Source organism: Massilia sp. TWR1-2-2 (assembly GCF_049897565.1).
GTDB lineage: Bacteria > Pseudomonadota > Gammaproteobacteria > Burkholderiales > Burkholderiaceae_D > JAFCUW01.
Genome location: NZ_JAFCWM010000002.1, coordinates 48,640 through 66,302, shown reverse-complemented (window position 1 = coordinate 66,302; position 17,663 = coordinate 48,640). Strand labels below are relative to the sequence as shown.

The 17,663-nt window shown below is 62.9% G+C and carries 24 protein-coding genes and 1 tRNA gene; 14 read left to right on the top strand and 11 right to left on the bottom strand.

Going from position 1 to position 17,663, the window contains the following annotated elements:
- The first annotated feature begins 323 nt into the window (after positions 1-323).
- The 8 genes from ACP7DD_RS02285 (at position 324) to ACP7DD_RS02250 (ending at position 5,020) form a co-directional block, all read left to right on the top strand.
- Entirely contained in the window at positions 324-1,088 is a 765-nt protein-coding gene (locus tag ACP7DD_RS02285; RefSeq protein ID WP_426173069.1) for a sensor histidine kinase, read from the top strand.
- A gap of 125 nt (positions 1,089-1,213) precedes the next feature.
- A complete protein-coding gene (locus tag ACP7DD_RS02280; RefSeq protein WP_426173068.1) occupies positions 1,214-1,615 on the top strand; it encodes a hypothetical protein in 402 nt (133 codons plus the stop codon).
- Positions 1,616-1,628: 13 nt separating this feature from the next.
- Positions 1,629-2,360: an RAD55 family ATPase gene (locus ACP7DD_RS02275; protein WP_426173067.1), complete on the top strand. Its 732-nt coding sequence runs from the start codon at positions 1,629-1,631 to the stop codon at positions 2,358-2,360.
- Between the two features lie 54 nt (positions 2,361-2,414).
- A complete protein-coding gene (locus tag ACP7DD_RS02270; RefSeq protein WP_426173065.1) occupies positions 2,415-2,786 on the top strand; it encodes an RAD55 family ATPase in 372 nt (123 codons plus the stop codon).
- Positions 2,783-3,088, top strand: a complete 306-nt coding sequence (locus tag ACP7DD_RS02265; protein WP_426173064.1) for an RAD55 family ATPase — start codon at positions 2,783-2,785, stop codon at positions 3,086-3,088. The genes ACP7DD_RS02270 and ACP7DD_RS02265 overlap by 4 nt, the downstream gene beginning before the upstream one ends.
- A 423-nt stretch (positions 3,089-3,511) precedes the next feature.
- Positions 3,512-3,826, top strand: a complete 315-nt coding sequence (locus ACP7DD_RS02260; RefSeq protein ID WP_426173062.1) for a hypothetical protein — start codon at positions 3,512-3,514, stop codon at positions 3,824-3,826.
- Complete coding sequence (locus ACP7DD_RS02255; RefSeq protein ID WP_426173061.1) at positions 3,795-4,538, top strand: hypothetical protein; 744 nt, start codon at positions 3,795-3,797, stop codon at positions 4,536-4,538. The genes ACP7DD_RS02260 and ACP7DD_RS02255 overlap by 32 nt, the downstream gene beginning before the upstream one ends.
- Positions 4,475-5,020, top strand: a complete 546-nt coding sequence (locus ACP7DD_RS02250) for an alpha/beta hydrolase family protein (RefSeq protein WP_426173060.1) — start codon at positions 4,475-4,477, stop codon at positions 5,018-5,020. The genes ACP7DD_RS02255 and ACP7DD_RS02250 overlap by 64 nt, the downstream gene beginning before the upstream one ends.
- A gap of 140 nt (positions 5,021-5,160) precedes the next feature.
- On the opposite strand, the gene ACP7DD_RS02245 is transcribed toward ACP7DD_RS02250, so the two are convergent.
- The 6 genes from ACP7DD_RS02245 to petA form a co-directional block, all read right to left on the bottom strand.
- A tRNA-Thr gene (locus tag ACP7DD_RS02245) sits at positions 5,161-5,236 on the bottom strand.
- A 19-nt stretch (positions 5,237-5,255) separates the two neighbouring features.
- Complete coding sequence (locus tag ACP7DD_RS02240; protein ID WP_426173059.1) at positions 5,256-5,747, bottom strand: ClpXP protease specificity-enhancing factor; 492 nt, start codon at positions 5,745-5,747, stop codon at positions 5,256-5,258.
- 126 nt (positions 5,748-5,873) lie between these two features.
- A complete protein-coding gene (locus ACP7DD_RS02235) occupies positions 5,874-6,485 on the bottom strand; it encodes a glutathione S-transferase N-terminal domain-containing protein (protein WP_054265664.1) in 612 nt (203 codons plus the stop codon).
- Between the two features lie 89 nt (positions 6,486-6,574).
- A complete protein-coding gene (locus ACP7DD_RS02230) occupies positions 6,575-7,336 on the bottom strand; it encodes a cytochrome c1 (RefSeq protein ID WP_426173058.1) in 762 nt (253 codons plus the stop codon).
- 34 nt (positions 7,337-7,370) lie between these two features.
- Complete coding sequence (locus ACP7DD_RS02225; RefSeq protein ID WP_426173057.1) at positions 7,371-8,783, bottom strand: cytochrome b; 1,413 nt, start codon at positions 8,781-8,783, stop codon at positions 7,371-7,373.
- A gap of 2 nt (positions 8,784-8,785) precedes the next feature.
- On the bottom strand, positions 8,786-9,400 hold the full coding sequence (gene petA, locus ACP7DD_RS02220; protein WP_426173056.1) for a ubiquinol-cytochrome c reductase iron-sulfur subunit: 615 nt from the start codon (positions 9,398-9,400) through the stop codon (positions 8,786-8,788).
- Between the two features lie 285 nt (positions 9,401-9,685).
- On the opposite strand from petA, the gene mscL reads away from it, so the two are divergent.
- From mscL to ACP7DD_RS02200, 4 genes are read left to right on the top strand one after another with little or no spacing between them, the layout of a single operon-like run.
- The gene (mscL, locus tag ACP7DD_RS02215) at positions 9,686-10,111 is read left to right on the top strand and encodes a large conductance mechanosensitive channel protein MscL (RefSeq protein ID WP_426173055.1); all 426 of its coding nucleotides are present in this window, start codon (positions 9,686-9,688) and stop codon (positions 10,109-10,111) included.
- A 20-nt stretch (positions 10,112-10,131) separates the two neighbouring features.
- Complete coding sequence (locus ACP7DD_RS02210; protein WP_426173054.1) at positions 10,132-11,298, top strand: Do family serine endopeptidase; 1,167 nt, start codon at positions 10,132-10,134, stop codon at positions 11,296-11,298.
- Positions 11,299-11,350: 52 nt separating this feature from the next.
- Entirely contained in the window at positions 11,351-12,055 is a 705-nt protein-coding gene (locus ACP7DD_RS02205; protein ID WP_426173053.1) for a DUF2461 domain-containing protein, read from the top strand.
- 13 nt (positions 12,056-12,068) lie between these two features.
- Entirely contained in the window at positions 12,069-12,452 is a 384-nt protein-coding gene (locus ACP7DD_RS02200) for a cupin domain-containing protein (RefSeq protein ID WP_426173052.1), read from the top strand.
- A 10-nt stretch (positions 12,453-12,462) separates the two neighbouring features.
- Here ACP7DD_RS02200 and ACP7DD_RS02195 read toward each other — a convergent pair whose 3' ends face one another.
- The 5 genes from ACP7DD_RS02195 to ACP7DD_RS02175 form a co-directional block, all read right to left on the bottom strand.
- Positions 12,463-13,497 carry an NAD(P)H-dependent glycerol-3-phosphate dehydrogenase gene (locus ACP7DD_RS02195; RefSeq protein ID WP_426173051.1) on the bottom strand — a complete coding sequence of 345 codons (1,035 nt, stop codon included), beginning with the start codon at positions 13,495-13,497 and terminating at the stop codon, positions 12,463-12,465.
- A 5-nt stretch (positions 13,498-13,502) separates the two neighbouring features.
- Entirely contained in the window at positions 13,503-13,946 is a 444-nt protein-coding gene (locus ACP7DD_RS02190) for an SH3 domain-containing protein (RefSeq protein ID WP_426173050.1), read from the bottom strand.
- A gap of 79 nt (positions 13,947-14,025) precedes the next feature.
- The gene (gene secB, locus ACP7DD_RS02185) at positions 14,026-14,502 is read right to left on the bottom strand and encodes a protein-export chaperone SecB (RefSeq protein WP_426173048.1); all 477 of its coding nucleotides are present in this window, start codon (positions 14,500-14,502) and stop codon (positions 14,026-14,028) included.
- A gap of 133 nt (positions 14,503-14,635) precedes the next feature.
- The gene (gene grxC, locus ACP7DD_RS02180; protein ID WP_426173047.1) at positions 14,636-14,905 is read right to left on the bottom strand and encodes a glutaredoxin 3; all 270 of its coding nucleotides are present in this window, start codon (positions 14,903-14,905) and stop codon (positions 14,636-14,638) included.
- A 19-nt stretch (positions 14,906-14,924) separates the two neighbouring features.
- The gene (locus tag ACP7DD_RS02175; RefSeq protein WP_426173045.1) at positions 14,925-15,326 is read right to left on the bottom strand and encodes a rhodanese-like domain-containing protein; all 402 of its coding nucleotides are present in this window, start codon (positions 15,324-15,326) and stop codon (positions 14,925-14,927) included.
- Positions 15,327-15,443: 117 nt separating this feature from the next.
- Here ACP7DD_RS02175 and gpmA point away from each other — a divergent pair, with 117 nt between their 5' ends.
- Positions 15,444-16,190: a 2,3-diphosphoglycerate-dependent phosphoglycerate mutase gene (gene gpmA, locus ACP7DD_RS02170; RefSeq protein ID WP_426173044.1), complete on the top strand. Its 747-nt coding sequence runs from the start codon at positions 15,444-15,446 to the stop codon at positions 16,188-16,190.
- A gap of 15 nt (positions 16,191-16,205) precedes the next feature.
- A complete protein-coding gene (locus tag ACP7DD_RS02165) occupies positions 16,206-17,660 on the top strand; it encodes a murein hydrolase activator EnvC family protein (RefSeq protein ID WP_426173043.1) in 1,455 nt (484 codons plus the stop codon).
- Positions 17,661-17,663: the final 3 nt, after the last annotated feature.

Genomic DNA, 17,663 nt, shown 5'->3' with positions numbered 1-17,663 from the left:
TGCTGCATGACCGTTAGATGTGCAGCAACGATTGCCGGTTCGCTCTAATCACAGACGGTTACAAAGTTCAATGCATTCGGCGCGGCGCAGAGCGTATGCACCTAGCATTTATTTACTTTTATTACTAATATGACTCTTCGGGCAAGCGACGCGAACTGCAGTCAGGCCCTGCTGACGCGGTGACCGTCCCCGCAGCTCTTGTTGAGCGCCACGAACCACGATGCAACATGCGAACATACAAACCCTATAACGGCGCATCGTCGGCGCTGCGTGCCCGCCTGCGCTCAGCAGCGCGAGCGACGGGTGATCACGTGCCCTCCGACATGCTCCTCACCGTCGAGCAGACGCTGATCAACGAGGCGCTGGTGGCCAAGGTGCTGCAGTGCGAAAAGACCGAGGCCGCGCTGCGCGCCAGCGAAAAGAAACTCAACGAGCTGCTCGCGCACCAGGTCGCCTCGCGCGAAGAAGAGCGCAAACGGATCGTGCGCGAGATCGACAGCAATCTCGGCAAGAACCTGGTGGCGCTGCGCACCGATATTTCCGCACTACATGCGCGTACCGCCGCGCACCCGCGATTGCACGACTGGGTAGACAAGGCGCTCGATAATCTCGACAGCACCATCAGTTCGGTCGGCCAGATCGTCGCCCATATGCGGCCGTTTCAGATCGAACTCGGCGTCGTCGCTGCAGTCGAGTGGGAACTCGACAAATTCGAGCGCTCGTCCGGCCTGCGCTGCAAGCTGTCGCGCGATGCCCACTTCGACGACAAGGCGCTGAGCGACGAGCAGACGCTGGCGCTGTACCGCGCGCTGCAGGAATGCCTGAGCAACGTGTTCCGCCACTCGCTGGCCAGCCGGGTCGACGTCAGCTTGGCCCTGCTCAACAACGCCGTGTCGATGACGGTCGGCGACAACGGCGTCGGCTTCGATACCGGTCAGGCGCGCAAGTCGAGTTCGTATGGACTGCTCGACGTCGAGGAGCGCATGACTGCGCTCGGCGGTCAACTGAGCGTGACCGGTTCGCGCCCACACGGCACCACCGTGACACTGTCGATCCCGCTCGTGCGGTTTCCCTCTCGCGATCATTAGTTTCTGATCATCGAGGTTCACGCTTTCAGCTAGAATTTCACCATCCGAACCAGCCCCGAAAAGACGAGAGCGATGTTAGTGCAGTGCAAGAGGGCGGGGGCCGCGCTGGCGCCGAAAGGGCATCTATGGCTTTAAAAACTGAGCTCGTGCGCGCGTTGATGGAGCAGGTCGACGACAGTGCCGACGGCACCGCGCAGCGCGACGGCATCGTCGTCTGGCTGGCGTTGCTCGGAAAATTCTCGCCGCTGATCGGTCCGGGCAGCGTGAACTTGCTGTTCACGCGCAGCGTCGATGTCAACCGCGCCGCCTTTGCCTGGCTGCCGCCGATCGCGCCGAACGGCGCCGGCGGCGCGCATTTCAGCGCCTTCGAGACCGTCCTCACCACCCAGCCATCCGATGAAGTGATCCGCGCCACGCGCGCCTTGCTGGGCACATTCATTGACTCGCTGTTCACGTTGATCGGACCGGCACTCACGGCCAAGTTCGTCGGTTCCGTCGTCGGCGACAAACGCGACCAAAAAAAGTAGACAGGAGCATGTGATGAGCGAAAAACTGAAGGTAAAACTGCTAAAGACGGGCGTCCCCGGACTCGACGAGATCCTCGGCGCCGGCTTGCCGGAGCTGTCGTTCAATATCATCGGCGGCGCGCCCGGCAGCGGCAAGACGACCTTTGCCCATCAGATCATGTTTTCCCTCGCCACCCCGACATCCAAGGCATTGTTCTTCACGGCAATGGGTGAGCCGCCCGTCAAGATGCTGCGCTACCAGCAGCAGTTCGAGTTCTTCGATTTCGACAAGGTTGACGGATCGATCGAGTTCATCAACCTGGCCGAAGAGGTCGAGCAGGGCAATTTCGATCTGGTGCTGGCGCAGATCCTCGATGCCGTGCGCACCCACGCGCCGGCGTATGTCTTCATCGACTCTTTCCGTTCATTCATCCAGGGCGCCAAAGGCGAGCATTGCGAGATCCAGGCGCTGCAGTCGTTCGTCCAGCAACTGGTCACGCAGATGACCGGCTGGCACGCGACCACCTTTCTCATCGGTAAGTACGTTGCCAACGAAGCGGACCAGAACCCGATCTTCACGGTGGCCGACGGCATCATCTGGCTCAACCAGGTAGTCCAGCGCAACGCCATGGTGCGCAAGGTGCAGGTCATCAAGATGCGCGGCCAGCGCCAGCGTCCCGGCATGCACACCTTCCGCATCAGCAACGTCGGCATCGAAATCTTCCCGCGCATGCTCGCCGCCGCCGACACGATCGGCGCGGGCTAGCCTGCAGCGGCCTCGGGCAGCCGCCTGTCGATGGGCGTGCCTGAACACGACGGTATGCTGGGCGGGGGGCTGCCAACCGGCTACTCGATGCTGCTGGTGGGGCCCTCCGGCTCCGGCAAGTCGACCCTGGCAACCGAGTTCATCGCCGAAGGCGTGCGGCAGGGCGAGAACTCCGTCATCGCACTGTTCGAGAAGAGTCCGAGCGAGATGATGAGCGACAAGCTCGATCGGCTGGTCCGTTCGGGCAAGGTAGCGATGCTCAACGTGCGCACGCTCGACCTGTCGGTTGACGAGACCTTGCATGAGCTGGTGTTGCTGATCGATCAGACCCAGGCCACCCGTGTCGTGCTCGACTCGCTGTCGGCGTTTGAGCGGCGCTGGCGCCCGAGTTCCGCGAGGACTTCCGCGCGTCGCTGTTCCGCATGACCACTGTGCTGACCGAAAAGGGCGTGACCTTGCTCATGACGGCCGAGCTGGAAGACCGCTTCACCGAGCTGCGCTTCAGCCCGAACGGCAGCGCCTTCCTGGTCGACGCCATCGTCATGCTGCGCTACATCGAAACGGAGGCGGAGATCCGCACGCTGATCTCGGTCATCAAGGTGCTCGGCAGCGCCCACAGCCGCGAGTTCCGGCTGTTCGAGATCGGCGACGAAACAGTCAAGATCGGCGGCCGTCCGGCGCCTTACGCCGGCATCCTAGGGGGCAGCCCGGACCTGACCGCCGACTGAGACCGCGTCCCCATCACTGGCTTTGGCCCTGTATCACAACAACAAATCACCGGGAGGCTCCCGTCCTGAACCGTTGAGGACAATTGGCATTGACGGACTGTAAGCGACCCCACCAGCCGGCGCGCAAACAGAAATGTCGGTGGAGCACGTATTTTTATGGCAACGTAGCCGCTTCTCAACGATACTTAATGGGTTAGCCGTGAGAGCAGAAAGATTTGCCAGCGTTTATTAATCCATTTTGCTGGCTGCTGCCTGCTCGTTTTCGCGTCCGTCCTGTCGCCCGCCAATGCGCAGAATGCGGTAGCGCAACCGCCAATTGAGAGCTTTTTTGAGAATAATGCATTCGGCGGCGCCATATTTTCGCCGAGCGGCCGCTACCTCGCGGTCCGCACGGGTCTGAAAGGACGGCGCGACGTTCTCGCAGTGATTGATCTCGACACCAAGTTGGGCACGCCGGTCGCGGAGTACACGGACACGGACATCGGGCAGTTCCAATGGGTCAATGAGAATCGGCTGGTCTACAATCTTCGCGATACGACCGAGGCCAGCGGCTTCGCGGAGGAAGGTCCAGGCCTGTTCGCCGTCAACCGCGACGGCACCGAGCGGATCCAGCTGGCGGCCCGCATCCGGTTCGGCCGGGCTCCGCAACCTTGGAACACCTTCTTGATCGGCCAGCCCGGCAGTCAGGGATTCGGAATGGATTTACGTGAATCGCCCGCTCTACAAAGCTACCGGTGAGTACATCGGAGCGCGGCTGCGCCGCCTCAATACTGTCACCGGGAACTCGGAATTCGCTTCGGAGCCCGAGGTTAGCGGTTTCATGCTGGACTTTCAAGGTAAAACGCGACTGGCAGCCCAGTCTAACGCGGTTAACACTACATTATTCTATCGCGAACCGGTCTCGGGCAAATGGCGTGAACTGGCCAGTTATGGCACCTACACTGGCGCCAAAGACAAAATCGTGCCACTCGGTTTCGGGCCGGACTCTAGCCTGTATGTGGTGGCTAATGCCGGGCAAGATACGTCGTCTTTGCGCACCTTCGACTTTGTAGCCGGGCAGGTCAGCAAGGAAGCGCTCGTGGTCACAAAGGGCTACGATTTTGACGGCAGCCTTGTCGCAAGCGACAAGCTCCTGGGCGTTCTCTTCACCACCGATGCCAAGAGCAATATGTGGTTCGATCCTGCGATGAAGGAAATCCAGAAGGCGGTGGATCTTGCATTGCCCGCGACCGTCAATCTGCTCACGGTACCGGCCAGGCCGGGCTCATCGCGCGTGCTGATTGAATCGTATTCGGATACCCAGCCGGCGCAGTTCATACTGTACGACTCCAAGACCGGGCAATTCGATCCCGTCGGCAGTGCCTATCCGAAGATCCAAGGGGCAGCATGGGGCGGCAAGAGCCGCTGCGCTTCAAGGCACGCGATGGACTGGAGATCCCGGGCCTGCTGACTCTGCCTCCTGGCGGCATCAAGAAGAACTTGCCGATGGTAGTCCTGGTCCACGGTGGCCCGTGGATGCGCGGCTCCACGTGGGGCTGGAATCCTGACACGCAATTTTTGGCTACGCGCGGCTACGCCATCTTGGAAGTCGAATTTCTCGGCACCACCGGCCTGGGGGTCCGGCACTGCGAGGCTGGCTTCAAGCAATGGGGCATCCAGCAGGCCGCCCGCATCCGCCAGCCATTGCTGTTGGCATACGGGTCCGAGGACACTCGCGTTCCTCTCCACCACGGCAAGAAGTTTTATTCCGCAGTGACTCGCACCAACAACAACGTTGAGTTTGCCGCCTATAGCGGCGAGGGCCACGGATGGTCCCTACCGAAAAACCGGATTGATTTCTGGCGTAGGGTGGAAAAATTTCTCGACAACAATACCGGTCCTTCTTCCGTTGGCGCGGCCGTTGTAGTTCCTGAAGGGAAGCCATCTATATAGTGCGCGCCGACTTGAGTGCTGCCGCCTTCGTATCGAAAGTGCCTGTCAACCTGAGCAGTTACCGCAGACGAAAAAAAACCAGGAGTCCCTATAAGAAGGACTAATCCTGGGTCGTTGCGTGAATCTCAGTTACTAAATTCTGGTGCCGACTGCCGGTTTCGAACTGGCCACCTGATGATTACAAATCAACTGCTCTACCAAATGAGCTAAGTCGGCATGGGTGCGAATTATACCGCTATTTGATGACTGTCAGCGTCGGGCGGCCGCCTTTTTTGGGCGGCTCGTCGTTATCGTCGGGAATCAGCGACAGCTCCGGCGTGCTCTTTGCAGCAGCCGCGCTCGGCACCGCCGACAGGGCCGGCGCCGGCGCTACGGGAGCGTCCGCGACGGGCGCCACGGGGCTCTCCGCGGCCGTGCTGCTGACCTCGAACGCCATCCCCTGGCCGTTCTCGTTGGCATAGATCGCCAGCACGTTTTGCACCGGCACGTAGATCTCGCGCGAGACGCCGCCGAAGCGCGCGTTGAAGCGCACCGCGTCGTTGTCCATCTTCAGGCCGGAGGTGGCGCCAAAGCTGATGTTGAGCACGATTTCGCCCTTCTTCACATACTCCATCGGTACCGTCGTGGCGGCGTCGACCTTGACGGCGAGGTAGGGCGTGAAGCCGCTGTCGGTGCACCACTCGTAGATGGCGCGCAGCATGTAGGGTTTGGTTGAGATGTCGGGCATGTTCTGGGAAAAGAGTGTTGCGAGTGATACTTCTCTAATGCGGGCACTATTACACGCTTGCGCGCCAGTCTACTGCGACTGGCCGAACGGTGTCGCCGCTCTGGCGCGCAAGCGTTTTCCTACTGATTAACGACGCATGACTTTCTCGGACGGCGTCAGCGCTTCGATGTAGGCTGGGCGCGAGAAGATGCGCTCGGCGTACTTCATCAGCGGCGCTGCCGTCTTCGACAGCTCGATACCGTAATGGTCGAGGCGCCACAGCAATGGCGCAACGGCCACGTCGAGCATCGAGAACTCGTCGCCGAGCATGTACTTGTTTTTCAGGAACAGCGGCGCGAGCGTCGTCAGGCGGTCGCGGATTTCGGCGCGCGCCTTGTCGTGGCTCTTGTCGTTGGCCTTCGCGCGTTCGCTCTCGAGCACGTGGACGTGGACGAACAGTTCTTTCTCGAAATTGAACAGCATCAGGCGCGCACGCGCGCGCATCAGCGGGTCGGCCGGCATCAGCTGCGGATGCGGGAAGCGCTCGTCGATGTACTCGTTGATGATGTTCGATTCGTACAGGATCAATTCACGCTCGACCAGGATCGGCACCTGGCCGTACGGATTCATCGTCGAGATGTCTTCCGGCTTGTTGAACAGGTCGACGTCGCGCACTTCGAAGTCCATGCCCTTTTCGAACAGGACCAGGCGGCAGCGTTGGGAGAAGGGGCACGTGGTGCCGGAGTAGAGAACCATCATTTTTATAGTTCCTTAGAAACAAAGGGGGTGAAACGGCTAGCGGCTCACCCCAAAGTGATCGCCCGCGAAGTTCACGGGCGATGAATGACTTACTTGACGTCTTTCCAGTACGATACCGACAAACGCCAGCACAGCAGCGAGAACAGCGACAGGAACAGCAGCACCCACACGCCGAGACGCTTGCGCGTGCCCTGCGCCGGTTCGGCCATCCACTCCAGATAGCTGACCAGGTCAGCCGTCGCGGTGTCGAATTCCATCTGGCTCATCGAGCCAGGCGCCACCTGCTGGAAGCCGGCGAACTTGTGCACCGTCTTGCTGTGGTCATGCGGATCTTTCTCTTCAACCATCTTGGCGGTGCGGATACCCTGCAGCTGCCACATCGCGTGCGGCATCGCCACGTTCGGCAACACCATGTTGTTCCAGCCGGTCGGACGGGTGTCGTCCTTGTAGAACGTGCGCAGGTAGGTGTACAGGTAGTCGCCGCCGGTGCCGGACGGCGACGCCTTGGCGCGCGCGATCACCGACAGGTCCGGCGGTACCGCGCCGAACCATGCCTTCGCGTCAGCCGGACGCAGCGCGGTCGTCATCAGGTCGCCGACCTTGTCCGCCGAGAACAACAGGTTGTTCTTGATCTGCTCGTCGCTCAGCCCGATGTCCTTCAGGCGGTTGTAACGCATGTTGACCGCCGAGTGGCAGTTCAGGCAGTAGTTGACGAACAGCTTGGCGCCGTTTTGCAGCGAGGTCAGGCTCGTGCGCTCCGGTGCCTTGTCGAGCGGAATACCGCCTTCGCTGGCAAATGCCAGGCCTGGCAGCAACGCCAGGATGGCGATCAGTTGTTTCGGAAAATTCATGTAAAGAGTCCTTTTGCGCTTGTGATGTCGTCGATTAGTGCGGCTGGAAAGTCACACGTTTCGGCACCGGCTTGAACGTGCCCATCGCGCTCCACCATGGCATCAACAGGAAGAAGCTGAAGTACAGCAGCGTGCACACCTGCGAGATGATGCCGCCGATCGGGCTCGGCGCCTGGGTGCCGAGGTAGCCGAGGATGACGAACGACAGGCCGAACACGATGTACACATACTTGTGCCAGTCGGGACGGTAGCGGATCGACCGCACCGGCGAGTGGTCCAGCCACGGCATGCCGGCGATGATCATCACCGATGCGCCAAAGAACACCACGCCCCAGAACTTGGCGTCGAGGATCTGCGGCAGCATGCCGATGATCATCAGGATGCCGACCACGGCGATGATCACCTTGGTCTTCGACGACAGGCGCGACTTGAGCCAGATGAACACGACGTAGGCGGCCACGGCAGCCATCATGACGTACATGAAGTCGGCGGTGGTGGCGCGCAGCACCGAGTAGAACGGCGTGAAGTACCAGGTTGGCGCAATGTGCAGCGGGGTCTTGAGCGAATCGGCCGGGATGAAGTTGTTGTACTCCAGGAAGTAGCCGCCCATCTCGGGAGCGAAGAAGATCACCGCGCTGAAGATCAGCAGGAACACCGACACGCCGAACAGGTCGTGGAAGGTGTAGTACGGGTGCGACGGCACGGCGTCGAGCGGATGGCCGTCCGGGCCGAGCGTGTCTTTGACTTCGATGCCGTCCGGGTTGTTCGAGCCCACTTCGTGCAGCGCGATCAGGTGCGCCATGACCAGCCCGAGGATGACCAGCGGAATGGCGATGACGTGGAAGGCGAAGAAGCGGTTCAAGGTGGCGTCGGAGACGACGTAGTCGCCGCGGATCCACAGCGACAGGTCCGGCCCGATCAGCGGAATGGCGCCGAACAGGTTGACGATCACCTGGGCGCCCCAGTACGACATCTGGCCCCACGGCAGCAGGTAACCGAAGAACGCCTCGGCCATCAGCGCGAGGAAGATGCCGAAGCCGAACAGCCAGATCAGTTCGCGTGGCTTGCGGTACGAGCCGTACAGCAGGCCGCGCGTCATGTGCAGGTAGATGACGATGAAGAACGCCGACGCGCCGGTCGAGTGCATGTAGCGCACCAGCCAGCCCCACGGCACTTCGCGCATGATGTATTCGACCGAACCGAAGGCCAGGTTGGCGTCCGGCTTGTAGTGCATCGTCAGGAAAATGCCGGTGACGATCTGCAATACCAGGATCAAGGCCGCCAGGATGCCGAAGATGTACCAGAAATTGAAGTTTTTCGGGGCGTAGTACTTGCCCCACTGGTCATTCCACAGCCTGGTCAACGGAAAACGGTCGTCGACCCAGCCGAGCGCCTTTTCGGCGACCGGTGCGTCGGCCGGGAATTTGGTTTCTTTAAAAGCTGCCATGATTATGCATCGCCTTTCTCGTCTTTACCAATTACGATCCTGGTATCGGACAGGTACATATACGGCGGCACGTCGAGGTTGGTCGGCGCCGGCTTGTTCTTGAATACGCGCGCGGCCAGGTCGAAGGTCGATCCGTGGCAAGGGCACAGGAAGCCGCCGGTCCAGTCGTCCGGCAGGCTCGGCTGTGCGCCGGCAGCGAAGCGCGACGACGGCGAGCAGCCCAGGTGCGAGCAGATACCAACCACGACCAGCAATTCCTTGTGCTCGGCGCGCGAACGGGTGGCGTTCTTGGCGTAGGCCGGCGTATCGAGCTGGTAGAACTTTTCCGACGCCGGATCGGCGACCTGGGCGTCGACCTTGGTCAGCGAGGCCATCATTTCCGGCGTGCGGCGCAGGATCCACACCGGCTTGCCGCGCCATTCCACCACTTTCATCGATCCCGGCGCAATGTCCGAGATATCCGCTTCCACCGGCGCGCCGGCCGCTTTGGCCCGCTCCGACGGCTGGAAAGTACTGACCAAGGCGCCTGCCGTGGCTAAACCGACAACACCGCCCGCCGCGCACGTGGCGACCAGCATGCCCCGGCGGCCTGGATCGACCTGTTTTTCGTTACTCATACCAACCCCAATCAGTCAAAATGCGAAATCTTCAGAAGCCGTACAGAGCTTCTAGCAACCTTAAATTATAAGGGAAGCGGCATCCGAATTGAAGAAAAAATGTTGCAGTTGCCTCATCGCGCCCCATATGGCGGCGTTTTGAACCGCTTATGTGCGCATAAAACTACCCAGATACGGTAAAAAGAACGGGCCGACGCCCGATTGACGCCGCAGCCGGTTGTTTTGTTTCCGATAGGTTCGATGTATGATTAAGATGCATTTTTCATACAATCACCGGGGATGACGATGAGCATGATGGGCGAATTCAGGCAATTTGCAATGAAGGGCAACGTCGTCGACCTTGCCGTCGGCGTGATCATTGGCGGCGCCTTCGGCCGCATCGTCGATTCGCTGGTGCAGGACATCATCATGCCGCCGATCAGCCGGCTGTTCGGCGGGCTCGATTTCGCCAGCTATTACATCCCGCTCAACAACCAGGGCTGGACCTTGCCGCTGGTCGACGCCAAGAAGCTCGGCGCCGTGCTGGCGTACGGCAACTTCCTCACCGTGCTGATCAACTTCATCATCCTCGCCTTTGTCATCTTCCAGATGATCCGCATGATGAACCGCCTGCGCATCACCGACGCGCCGGTACCGGTGGCCACCGTCACGCCGGAAGACGTGCTGCTGCTGCGCGAGATCCGCGACAACCTCAAGACGCGGCCGGCGTAACGGCCTGGGCGGAATTTCCCATGCGACGCTTCTGGCTGCTGTTTGCGCAAGCTGTCACCATCGCCCTGGCGGTGTACTTCGTGCTGCAGGCGATGCGCCCCGACTGGCTCGGCGGCCTGCCGCGGCCGCAGCCGAGCAGCCCGGGCAGTCCGGTCGCGGTGCTGCAGGGTTCTGCGCCTGCCGGCGGCGGCATGCCGGCCACCGGCAGCTACCGCGACGCCGCCGGGCGCGCGATGCCGGCGGTCGTCAACATCCTCACGACCAAGGCGCTCAAGCAAAACCATCCACTGCTGCGCGACCCGTTCTTCCGCAAGTTCTTCGGCGACCGCGTGCCGCGCGACGAGCAGCAGTCCAGCCTCGGCTCGGGCGTCATCGTCAGTCCCGACGGCTACATCCTGACCAACAACCACGTCGTCGACGCCGCCGACGAGATCGAAGTGGTGCTGGCCGACGGGCGCAAGGCGCCGGCGAAGGTGGTCGGCACCGACCCGGAGACCGACCTGGCGGTGATCCGCATCAACCAGAAGAACCTGCCGGTGATCGTGCTCGGCCAGGCCGAGCAGGCGCGCGTCGGCGACGTCGTGCTGGCCATCGGCAACCCGTTCGGCGTCGGCCAGACCGTCACCATGGGCATCATCTCGGCGGTCGGGCGCAACAACCTGCACATCAACCAGTTCGAGAACTTCATCCAGACCGATGCGGCGATCAACTTCGGCAACTCGGGCGGCGCGCTGATCGACACCAGCGGCAACCTGATCGGCATCAACTCGGCGATCTATTCGCAAACCGGCGGCTCGGTCGGCATCGGCTTCGCCATCCCCGTCTCCACCGCCAAGTCGGTGATGGAAGAAATCATCAAGACCGGCCAGGTGGTGCGCGGCTGGATCGGCATCGAATCGCAGGACATCACGCCGGAGCTGGCCGAAAGCTTCGGCCTGGCGCGCAGCAGCGGGGCGATCATCGCCGGCGTGGTGCGCAACGGCCCGGCCGACCGCGCCGGCATCAAGCCTGGCGACATCTTGCTGGCGGTGGCCGGCAAGCCCGTCGTCAGCACCGCCGAGATGCTTACCGTCATCGCCCAGCTCGCGCCAGGCGCGAAGACGCGCATGACGTTGATGCGCAAGGACCGCGAAGCGACCGTCGACGTCACGGTCGGCAAGCGCCCGCGCGTCGTCGCCGCCGAATAATTCCAGCTGTTATTATCGGGCCAGTTATCACCATCACCGTGGAAGTTGATCCATGCATTTGCGCGACCTGACGCAGTTCCTCACCGAACTGTCGAGTAACAACAACCGTCCCTGGTTCATCATGAACAAGCCGCGCTACGACATCCTGCGCGAAGAATTCCTGGCCGTCGTCACCGAGCTCATCGCCGAGCTGTCCAGGTTCGACAAGCAGGTGGCGGCCTGCAACCCGAAGAAAGCGATGTTCCGCATCAACCGCGACATCCGTTTTTCGCACGACAAGAGCCCGTACAAGACGCGCTTTTCTGCCGGCATCACGCCGTTCGACAAGCGCCGTCCGAGCGCCGGCGGCGGCTCGACCTATTACTTCCAGCTCGACGGCAGCGGCAAGCTCAGTTTCGGCGCCGGCGAATACCTGCCGCCGTCGCCGCGCCTGAAGGCGATCCGCGACAACGTCGTCAACGATGCGACAGGATTTGCTAAAGTGCTGAAGAATAAACAGCTACGCGCCACCTACGGCGACCTGCTGTTCGAGGACAGCTTGCAGCGCCCGCCGAAAGGGTTCGATGCCGGCCACGAGCACATCACCTACCTGAAGCTGAAAAGCTTTTTCGTGTGGACCGAGGTCGACCTGGCACTGAATAGCCCCGAGCTGCTGGTAGCGCAGCTGGCGCACGGATTCAAGGACGCGTTCGCGCTGGTCACCTGGCTGCGCGGCGTGAAGGAAACAGTCGATGAAGCGGACCCAGGCGCCGCTTAGAAAAGGACTCATGATGGCATTGCAACACGCAGCATCCGGCGACAAGATCAAGCTGGCGCGCGACGACGGCGACATCGCCTTCTTCACCTCGGTGGCGCTGGCCAAGACAAGGCACATGGAGCTGATCCGGCTGGTGTTGCCGAAGGAGCGCCCGATGCCGGTGCACCGCGTCGATGGCGACATGACCTTGCAATGCCTGGAAGGGCAGATCGAAGTCGACGCCCACGGCCGCACCGTCACCTTGCTGCCCAACGAGATGCTGTACCTGGCCGGCGGCGTGCCGCACGCGGTGCGCGCGGTGGTCGACTCGGTCGGCCTGATGACGATCCTGCTGCACCAGCGGCGCGATACCGAAGACGTGCTGACGCGCGGCGGCACCGAAGAGCAACTCGCTTAGCGCCCTGCGCTTACGCCGACTCGCCGCGCGGATCGCGCGCCAGCAGCTGCGCCACCATCGCGCGCGGATCGTCGCCGTCGAACAGCACGCCGGCCACCGCATTGGTGATCGGCATGTCGACCCCGAGACGAGCCGCCAGCTCGCGCACCGCGCGCGCGCACGGCACGCCCTCGGCCACGTGCCCCAGTTCGGCCACGATGTCGCCCAGCTTCTTGCCGCGCGCCAGTTCCAGCCCGACGCGGCGGTTGCGCGACAGGTCGCCGGTGCAGGTCAGGATCAGGTCGCCCATCCCCGTCAGGCCCATGAAGGTGGCCGCCTGGCCGCCAAGCGCGGCGCCAAGCCGCGTAATTTCCGCCAGCCCGCGCGTGATCAGCGCCGCGCGCGCATTCAGCCCCAGCCCGAGGCCATCGGCCGCGCCGGTGGCGATCGCCAGCACGTTCTTCACCGCGCCGCCGACTTCGACGCCGACCAGGTCGTCGCTCGAATACACCCGGATATTGCCGCCATGAACCAGCGCGACGACCCGCTCGCACAGCGCCGCCGACTTGGACGCCACCGTCAGCGCACACGGCAGGCCGCGCGCCACTTCCTGCGCGAACGACGGCCCCGACAACGCCGCGCCGGCCACGTCGTCGCCGAGCACGGCGCGCATCACCTGGTGCGGCAGCAGGCCGGTGCCGTATTCGAAGCCCTTGCACAGCCACACCAGGTTCGGCAGGCGACGCCCCTTGAGTTGTTCGAGCAGCGGGCGCAGCCCGGCCACCGGGCAGGCGGCAATCAACAGCGCTGGCGTGTCGCCGGCATCGGCGACGTGGGCGACGGCGGCGTCGAAATCGGCGCCGATGCGCAGTTGCGGCGGCAGCGCGAAGCCGGGCAGGTAGCCGCGGTTCTCGCGCTGCCCGGCCATCTCGGCCATGGCGGCGCCGTTGCGCCCCCACAGCAGCACGTCGTGGCGCGCGGCCAGCGCGATGGCGACCGCGGTGCCCCAGGCGCCGGCGCCGAGCACGGTGATTCTGCCCGCAGGCGAAGCGAAGTTATTTTGCATGATAGTCAGATGCCCCAGACGTCGACCGCCTTGATGAAACCGGTAATGCCGTCCCTGTGGCGCACCTTGATCCAGTTGCCGCCTTGCGGGTCGACCAGTTCGAGCAGCACGCCCTTGTCGGCGGTCATGATGGCAGGCGCGGCCTCATCGGCGGTGGCGCGCAGCCTGGCGTTCGGATTGCGCACGACGACGTTGCGCCGCGCGCTGAGCAGTTTCGTGTCGATCCACGCCATGTCGCCGCCGATGTCGCGCACCTTGACCCAGTCGGCGTAGCTGAGCACGACTTCGACCGGCATGCCGCGCGGCGCGATGAACAGCTTGCCGCCCTTGACCGACGGCGCGTCGTACAAGATCGCCGGCGCGGCGCCGACGGTCTTGAAGTCGAAGGCGGCGCCGGTGGCCGACGCCATCATCAGCAGCGCCGCTGCGGCCAGGCGGAAAACGTTCATGACGAAAACCTTTGCGCGAATGAGGCGCGGGCGGGGAAAACCCCGCCCGCTGCCACTTACTGCTGTAAAGCCGAACTGCTTAGTTCAGCGCGGCGCCGTCCGCAGGCGCGCCGGCAGCAGCTTCTGCCAGGGCCTGGCGGCGCTGCTGGTAGAACACTTCGAAGTTGATCTCGGCCAGGTGCACTGGCGGGAAACCGGCACGGGTGATGACGTCGGCGATGTTGCCGCGCAGGTAAGGGTAGACGATGTTCGGGCAACCGATTCCCAGCAACGGATCCATCTGGTCCGCAGGAATGTTACGCGCTTCAAAGATACCGGCTTGCTTGCCTTCAACCAGGAACGCGACCTTGTCCTTGACCTTGGCGGTCACGGTGATCGTCACGGTCGACTCGTAGATGCCGTCGGCAATGGCTTCGGCGCCAACGTCGAGCGACACTTCGATGGTCGGTGCTTCCTGCTCGAGGAAGATCGATGGCGAATTCGGCTGTTCCAGCGACATGTCTTTCAGGTAGACGCGTTGGATTTGGAATACGGGTTGCAGGTTTTCGTCAGACATGGAGCGCTTTCGTTGAGAGATGAAAGGAGCGGCGACTGGCCGCTCCAAATGTGCTTGGGATCAAACGCGACGGCAATTGTATCAAAACCAATGTCTTAACAATAGCTTTGCCGCCCCGGCGTCAGTTTTTCAGTCAAACGCCATTTAACAAGGGATCGAGCCGTCCCGCCTGATCGAGCGCATACAAATCGTCGAATCCGCCCACATGGGTGTCGCCAACGTAGATCTGCGGCACCGTGCGGCGCCCGGTTTTCTGCATCATCACGGCGCGCTGCTCGGGATCGAGGTCGACCCGGATGCGTTCAATATCGGTGATGCCTTTCGCTTCGAGCAATCGTTCGGCGCGCACGCAGTAAGGGCAGCTGGCCGTGTGGTACAGCACGACATGGGCTTGGGTGGTCATGTTCGGAACTCCTTGTTAATTACTTTGTCACCGGCAAGCCTGCGGCCTGCCATGCGCTGAGGCCGCCATCGAGGCTGACCACATCGTCGAATCCGGCCGCGGCAAGTTGCCGGGCCGCCTTGTCGGCGCGCGCGCCGGTCTGGCACACGATCACCACGGAACGCGACTTCGATTTGTCGAGTTCGCCGATCCGCGTGGCCAAGTCTGCCAGCGGAATGTTTTTCGCGTCGCGCAAATGCCCCTTGGCAAATTCTTCCGTCGTCCGCACGTCGACGATGGTCGCCTTGCCGCGGTTGATGACCTGGGTCACGTGCAGCGGCGAAGCGCGCTTGCCGCGTGGCTGCAGCGCCGGCCACAGCAGGGCGCCGCCGGAAATGAGCACCAGCGCAACGGTAAAAATATGGTCAATAATGAATTTCACAAGGGTTCCAATGGTTTAAGTCAATCCGCGCATTATAAAATAGAAGATCGAACTGTTTATATTTCGCCGCTTTTTGCGCCGCGCCCGTCCACCCGCTCAATTAAAGAATTCAAGATCATGTACAAAATCGTTCTCATGCGCCATGGCGAATCGACCTGGAACCTGGATAACCGTTTCACCGGCTGGACCGACGTCGACCTGACGGCCAACGGCGCCGCCGAAGCGAAAAACGCCGGCAAGGTCTTGAAAGACGCCGGCTTCACGTTCGACCTGGCCTACACGTCGGTGCTCAAGCGCGCGATCCGCACGCTGTGGCTGGCGATGGACGAGATGGACATGATGTGGCTGCCGGTGATCAACGACTGGCGCCTCAACGAGCGCCACTACGGCGCCCTGCAGGGCCTCGACAAGGGCGAGACGGCCGCCAAGTACGGCGACGAGCAGGTGCTGGTGTGGCGCCGCAGCTACGATACGCCGCCGCCGCCGCTGGAACAAGGCGACGAGCGCACCTCGTTCAATGACCCGCGCTACGCCAAGCTGCCGAAGTCGGCGATTCCGCTGACCGAATGCCTGAAGGACACCGTCGAGCGCGTAATGCCGGCCTGGGACGAGCAAATCGCCCCGGCCATCCGCGCCGGCCGCCAGATCCTGATCTCGGCGCACGGCAACAGCCTGCGCGCGCTGATCAAGATGCTTGACGGTATCAGCGACGCCGATATCGTCGGCCTCAACATTCCGAATGGCCAGCCGCTGGTCTACGAGCTCGACGCCGACCTGAAGCCGATCCGCCATTACTACCTGGGCGACCAGGCCGCGATCGCCGCCGCCACCGCCGCTGTCGCGGCCCAAGGGAAGGCCAGGTAAGGTTTGCAAGAAGCAATGAAGAAGCAAGCCAGCAGGGCGGTGTTGGCATTTTGCCTGACTGCCTTGATACTGGCCGCGAGCACCGCCGCCCACGGCGCCGCCAAGCCCACCGAACGGAGCAAGCAGAAGGCGAGCGCCGAAGCGACCCGCGCCGGCATCCAGCAAAAGCTGTCGACCTTGAAGCGCGACATCAGCCGCACCGAAAGCGAAAAGGAAAACGCCGCCGACACGCTGGCCGAGTCGGAGGAAGCCATCTCCGACGCCAACCGCGCGCTGCGCGACCTCGCCGCCGAGCAGGGCGGCACCAATGCCAGGCTGCGCGAGCTGGAAACGGCGCAGGAAAAGCTGGCCGCCACCATCGCCGCGCAGAAAAAGCAGCTGGCCAGCCTGCTGCGCGAACACTACAAGGCCGGCAACGAAGACCGCATCAAGCTGCTGCTGTCGGGCGACAACCCGAACCGCATCAACCGCGACCTGCAACTGATGGCGTACGTGTCGCAGGCGCAGGCGCGCCTGCTCGCCTCGCTGCGCGGCAACTTGCTGGCGGTCGAGACGAACCGCGAGCAGACCCAGAACGCCAAGGACGAGCTGGAAGAAATCGGCGCCGAACAGCAACAGCAAAAAGCCGTGCTGGAGACGGAAAAGATCCGCCGCGCCGCGCAGCTCAGCTCAGTGTCGAGCAAGCTGGCAGTCCAGCGCAAGGAAGTGGGCAACCTCGAGCGCGACGAGCAGCGCCTGGCCGGCCTGGTCGACAAGCTGACCCGGCTGATCCAGGAGCAGGCCGAAGCGGCCGCCGCCGAGCAGCGCCGCCTGGCCGTCGTCGCCGCCGCGCGCGCCCGGGCCGAAGCCGAAGCGAAGGCGCTGGCCGACGCCCGCAAGAAGGCCGCACGCGAACGGCTGGCGCGCGAAGCGGCCAAGCCAGTGCCGAAACCGAAGCCGGGTGAGCCGAAGCCGGCCTTCAAGCCCGATCCGATCGATGCCGACGAACCGAAAGTGGCGGCCAAGCCGGCCACGCCGCAGCCGGACCCGGCGGCGGCGCGCCCGGCCGACATCGCGCTGGCGCCGACCGGCACCGACGGCGCCTTTGCCAGCCTGCGCGGCCAGCTGCGCCCACCCGTGGCCGGCAGGGTCGCCGCCAAGTTCGGCGCCAAGCGCGAAGGCGTCACCTGGAAGGGGGTGTTCATCAAGGCCGCCGCCGGCGCCGAGGTGAGCGCGCTGGCCGACGGCCGCGTCGTCTACGCCGGCTGGCAGCGCGGCATGGGCAACCTGATCGTCGTCTCGCACGGCAGCAACTACCTGGCCGTCTACGCCAACAACGAGACGCTGCTCAAACGCGTTGGCGCCGCCGTCAAGGCGGGCGATCCGATTGCCACTGTCGGCAACACGGGCGGTAACGAGGAATCGGGTCTATACTTTGAGATAAGGCATATGGCCAAGCCGCTCGACCCGGCAAGCTGGATCAAATTCTAAGGT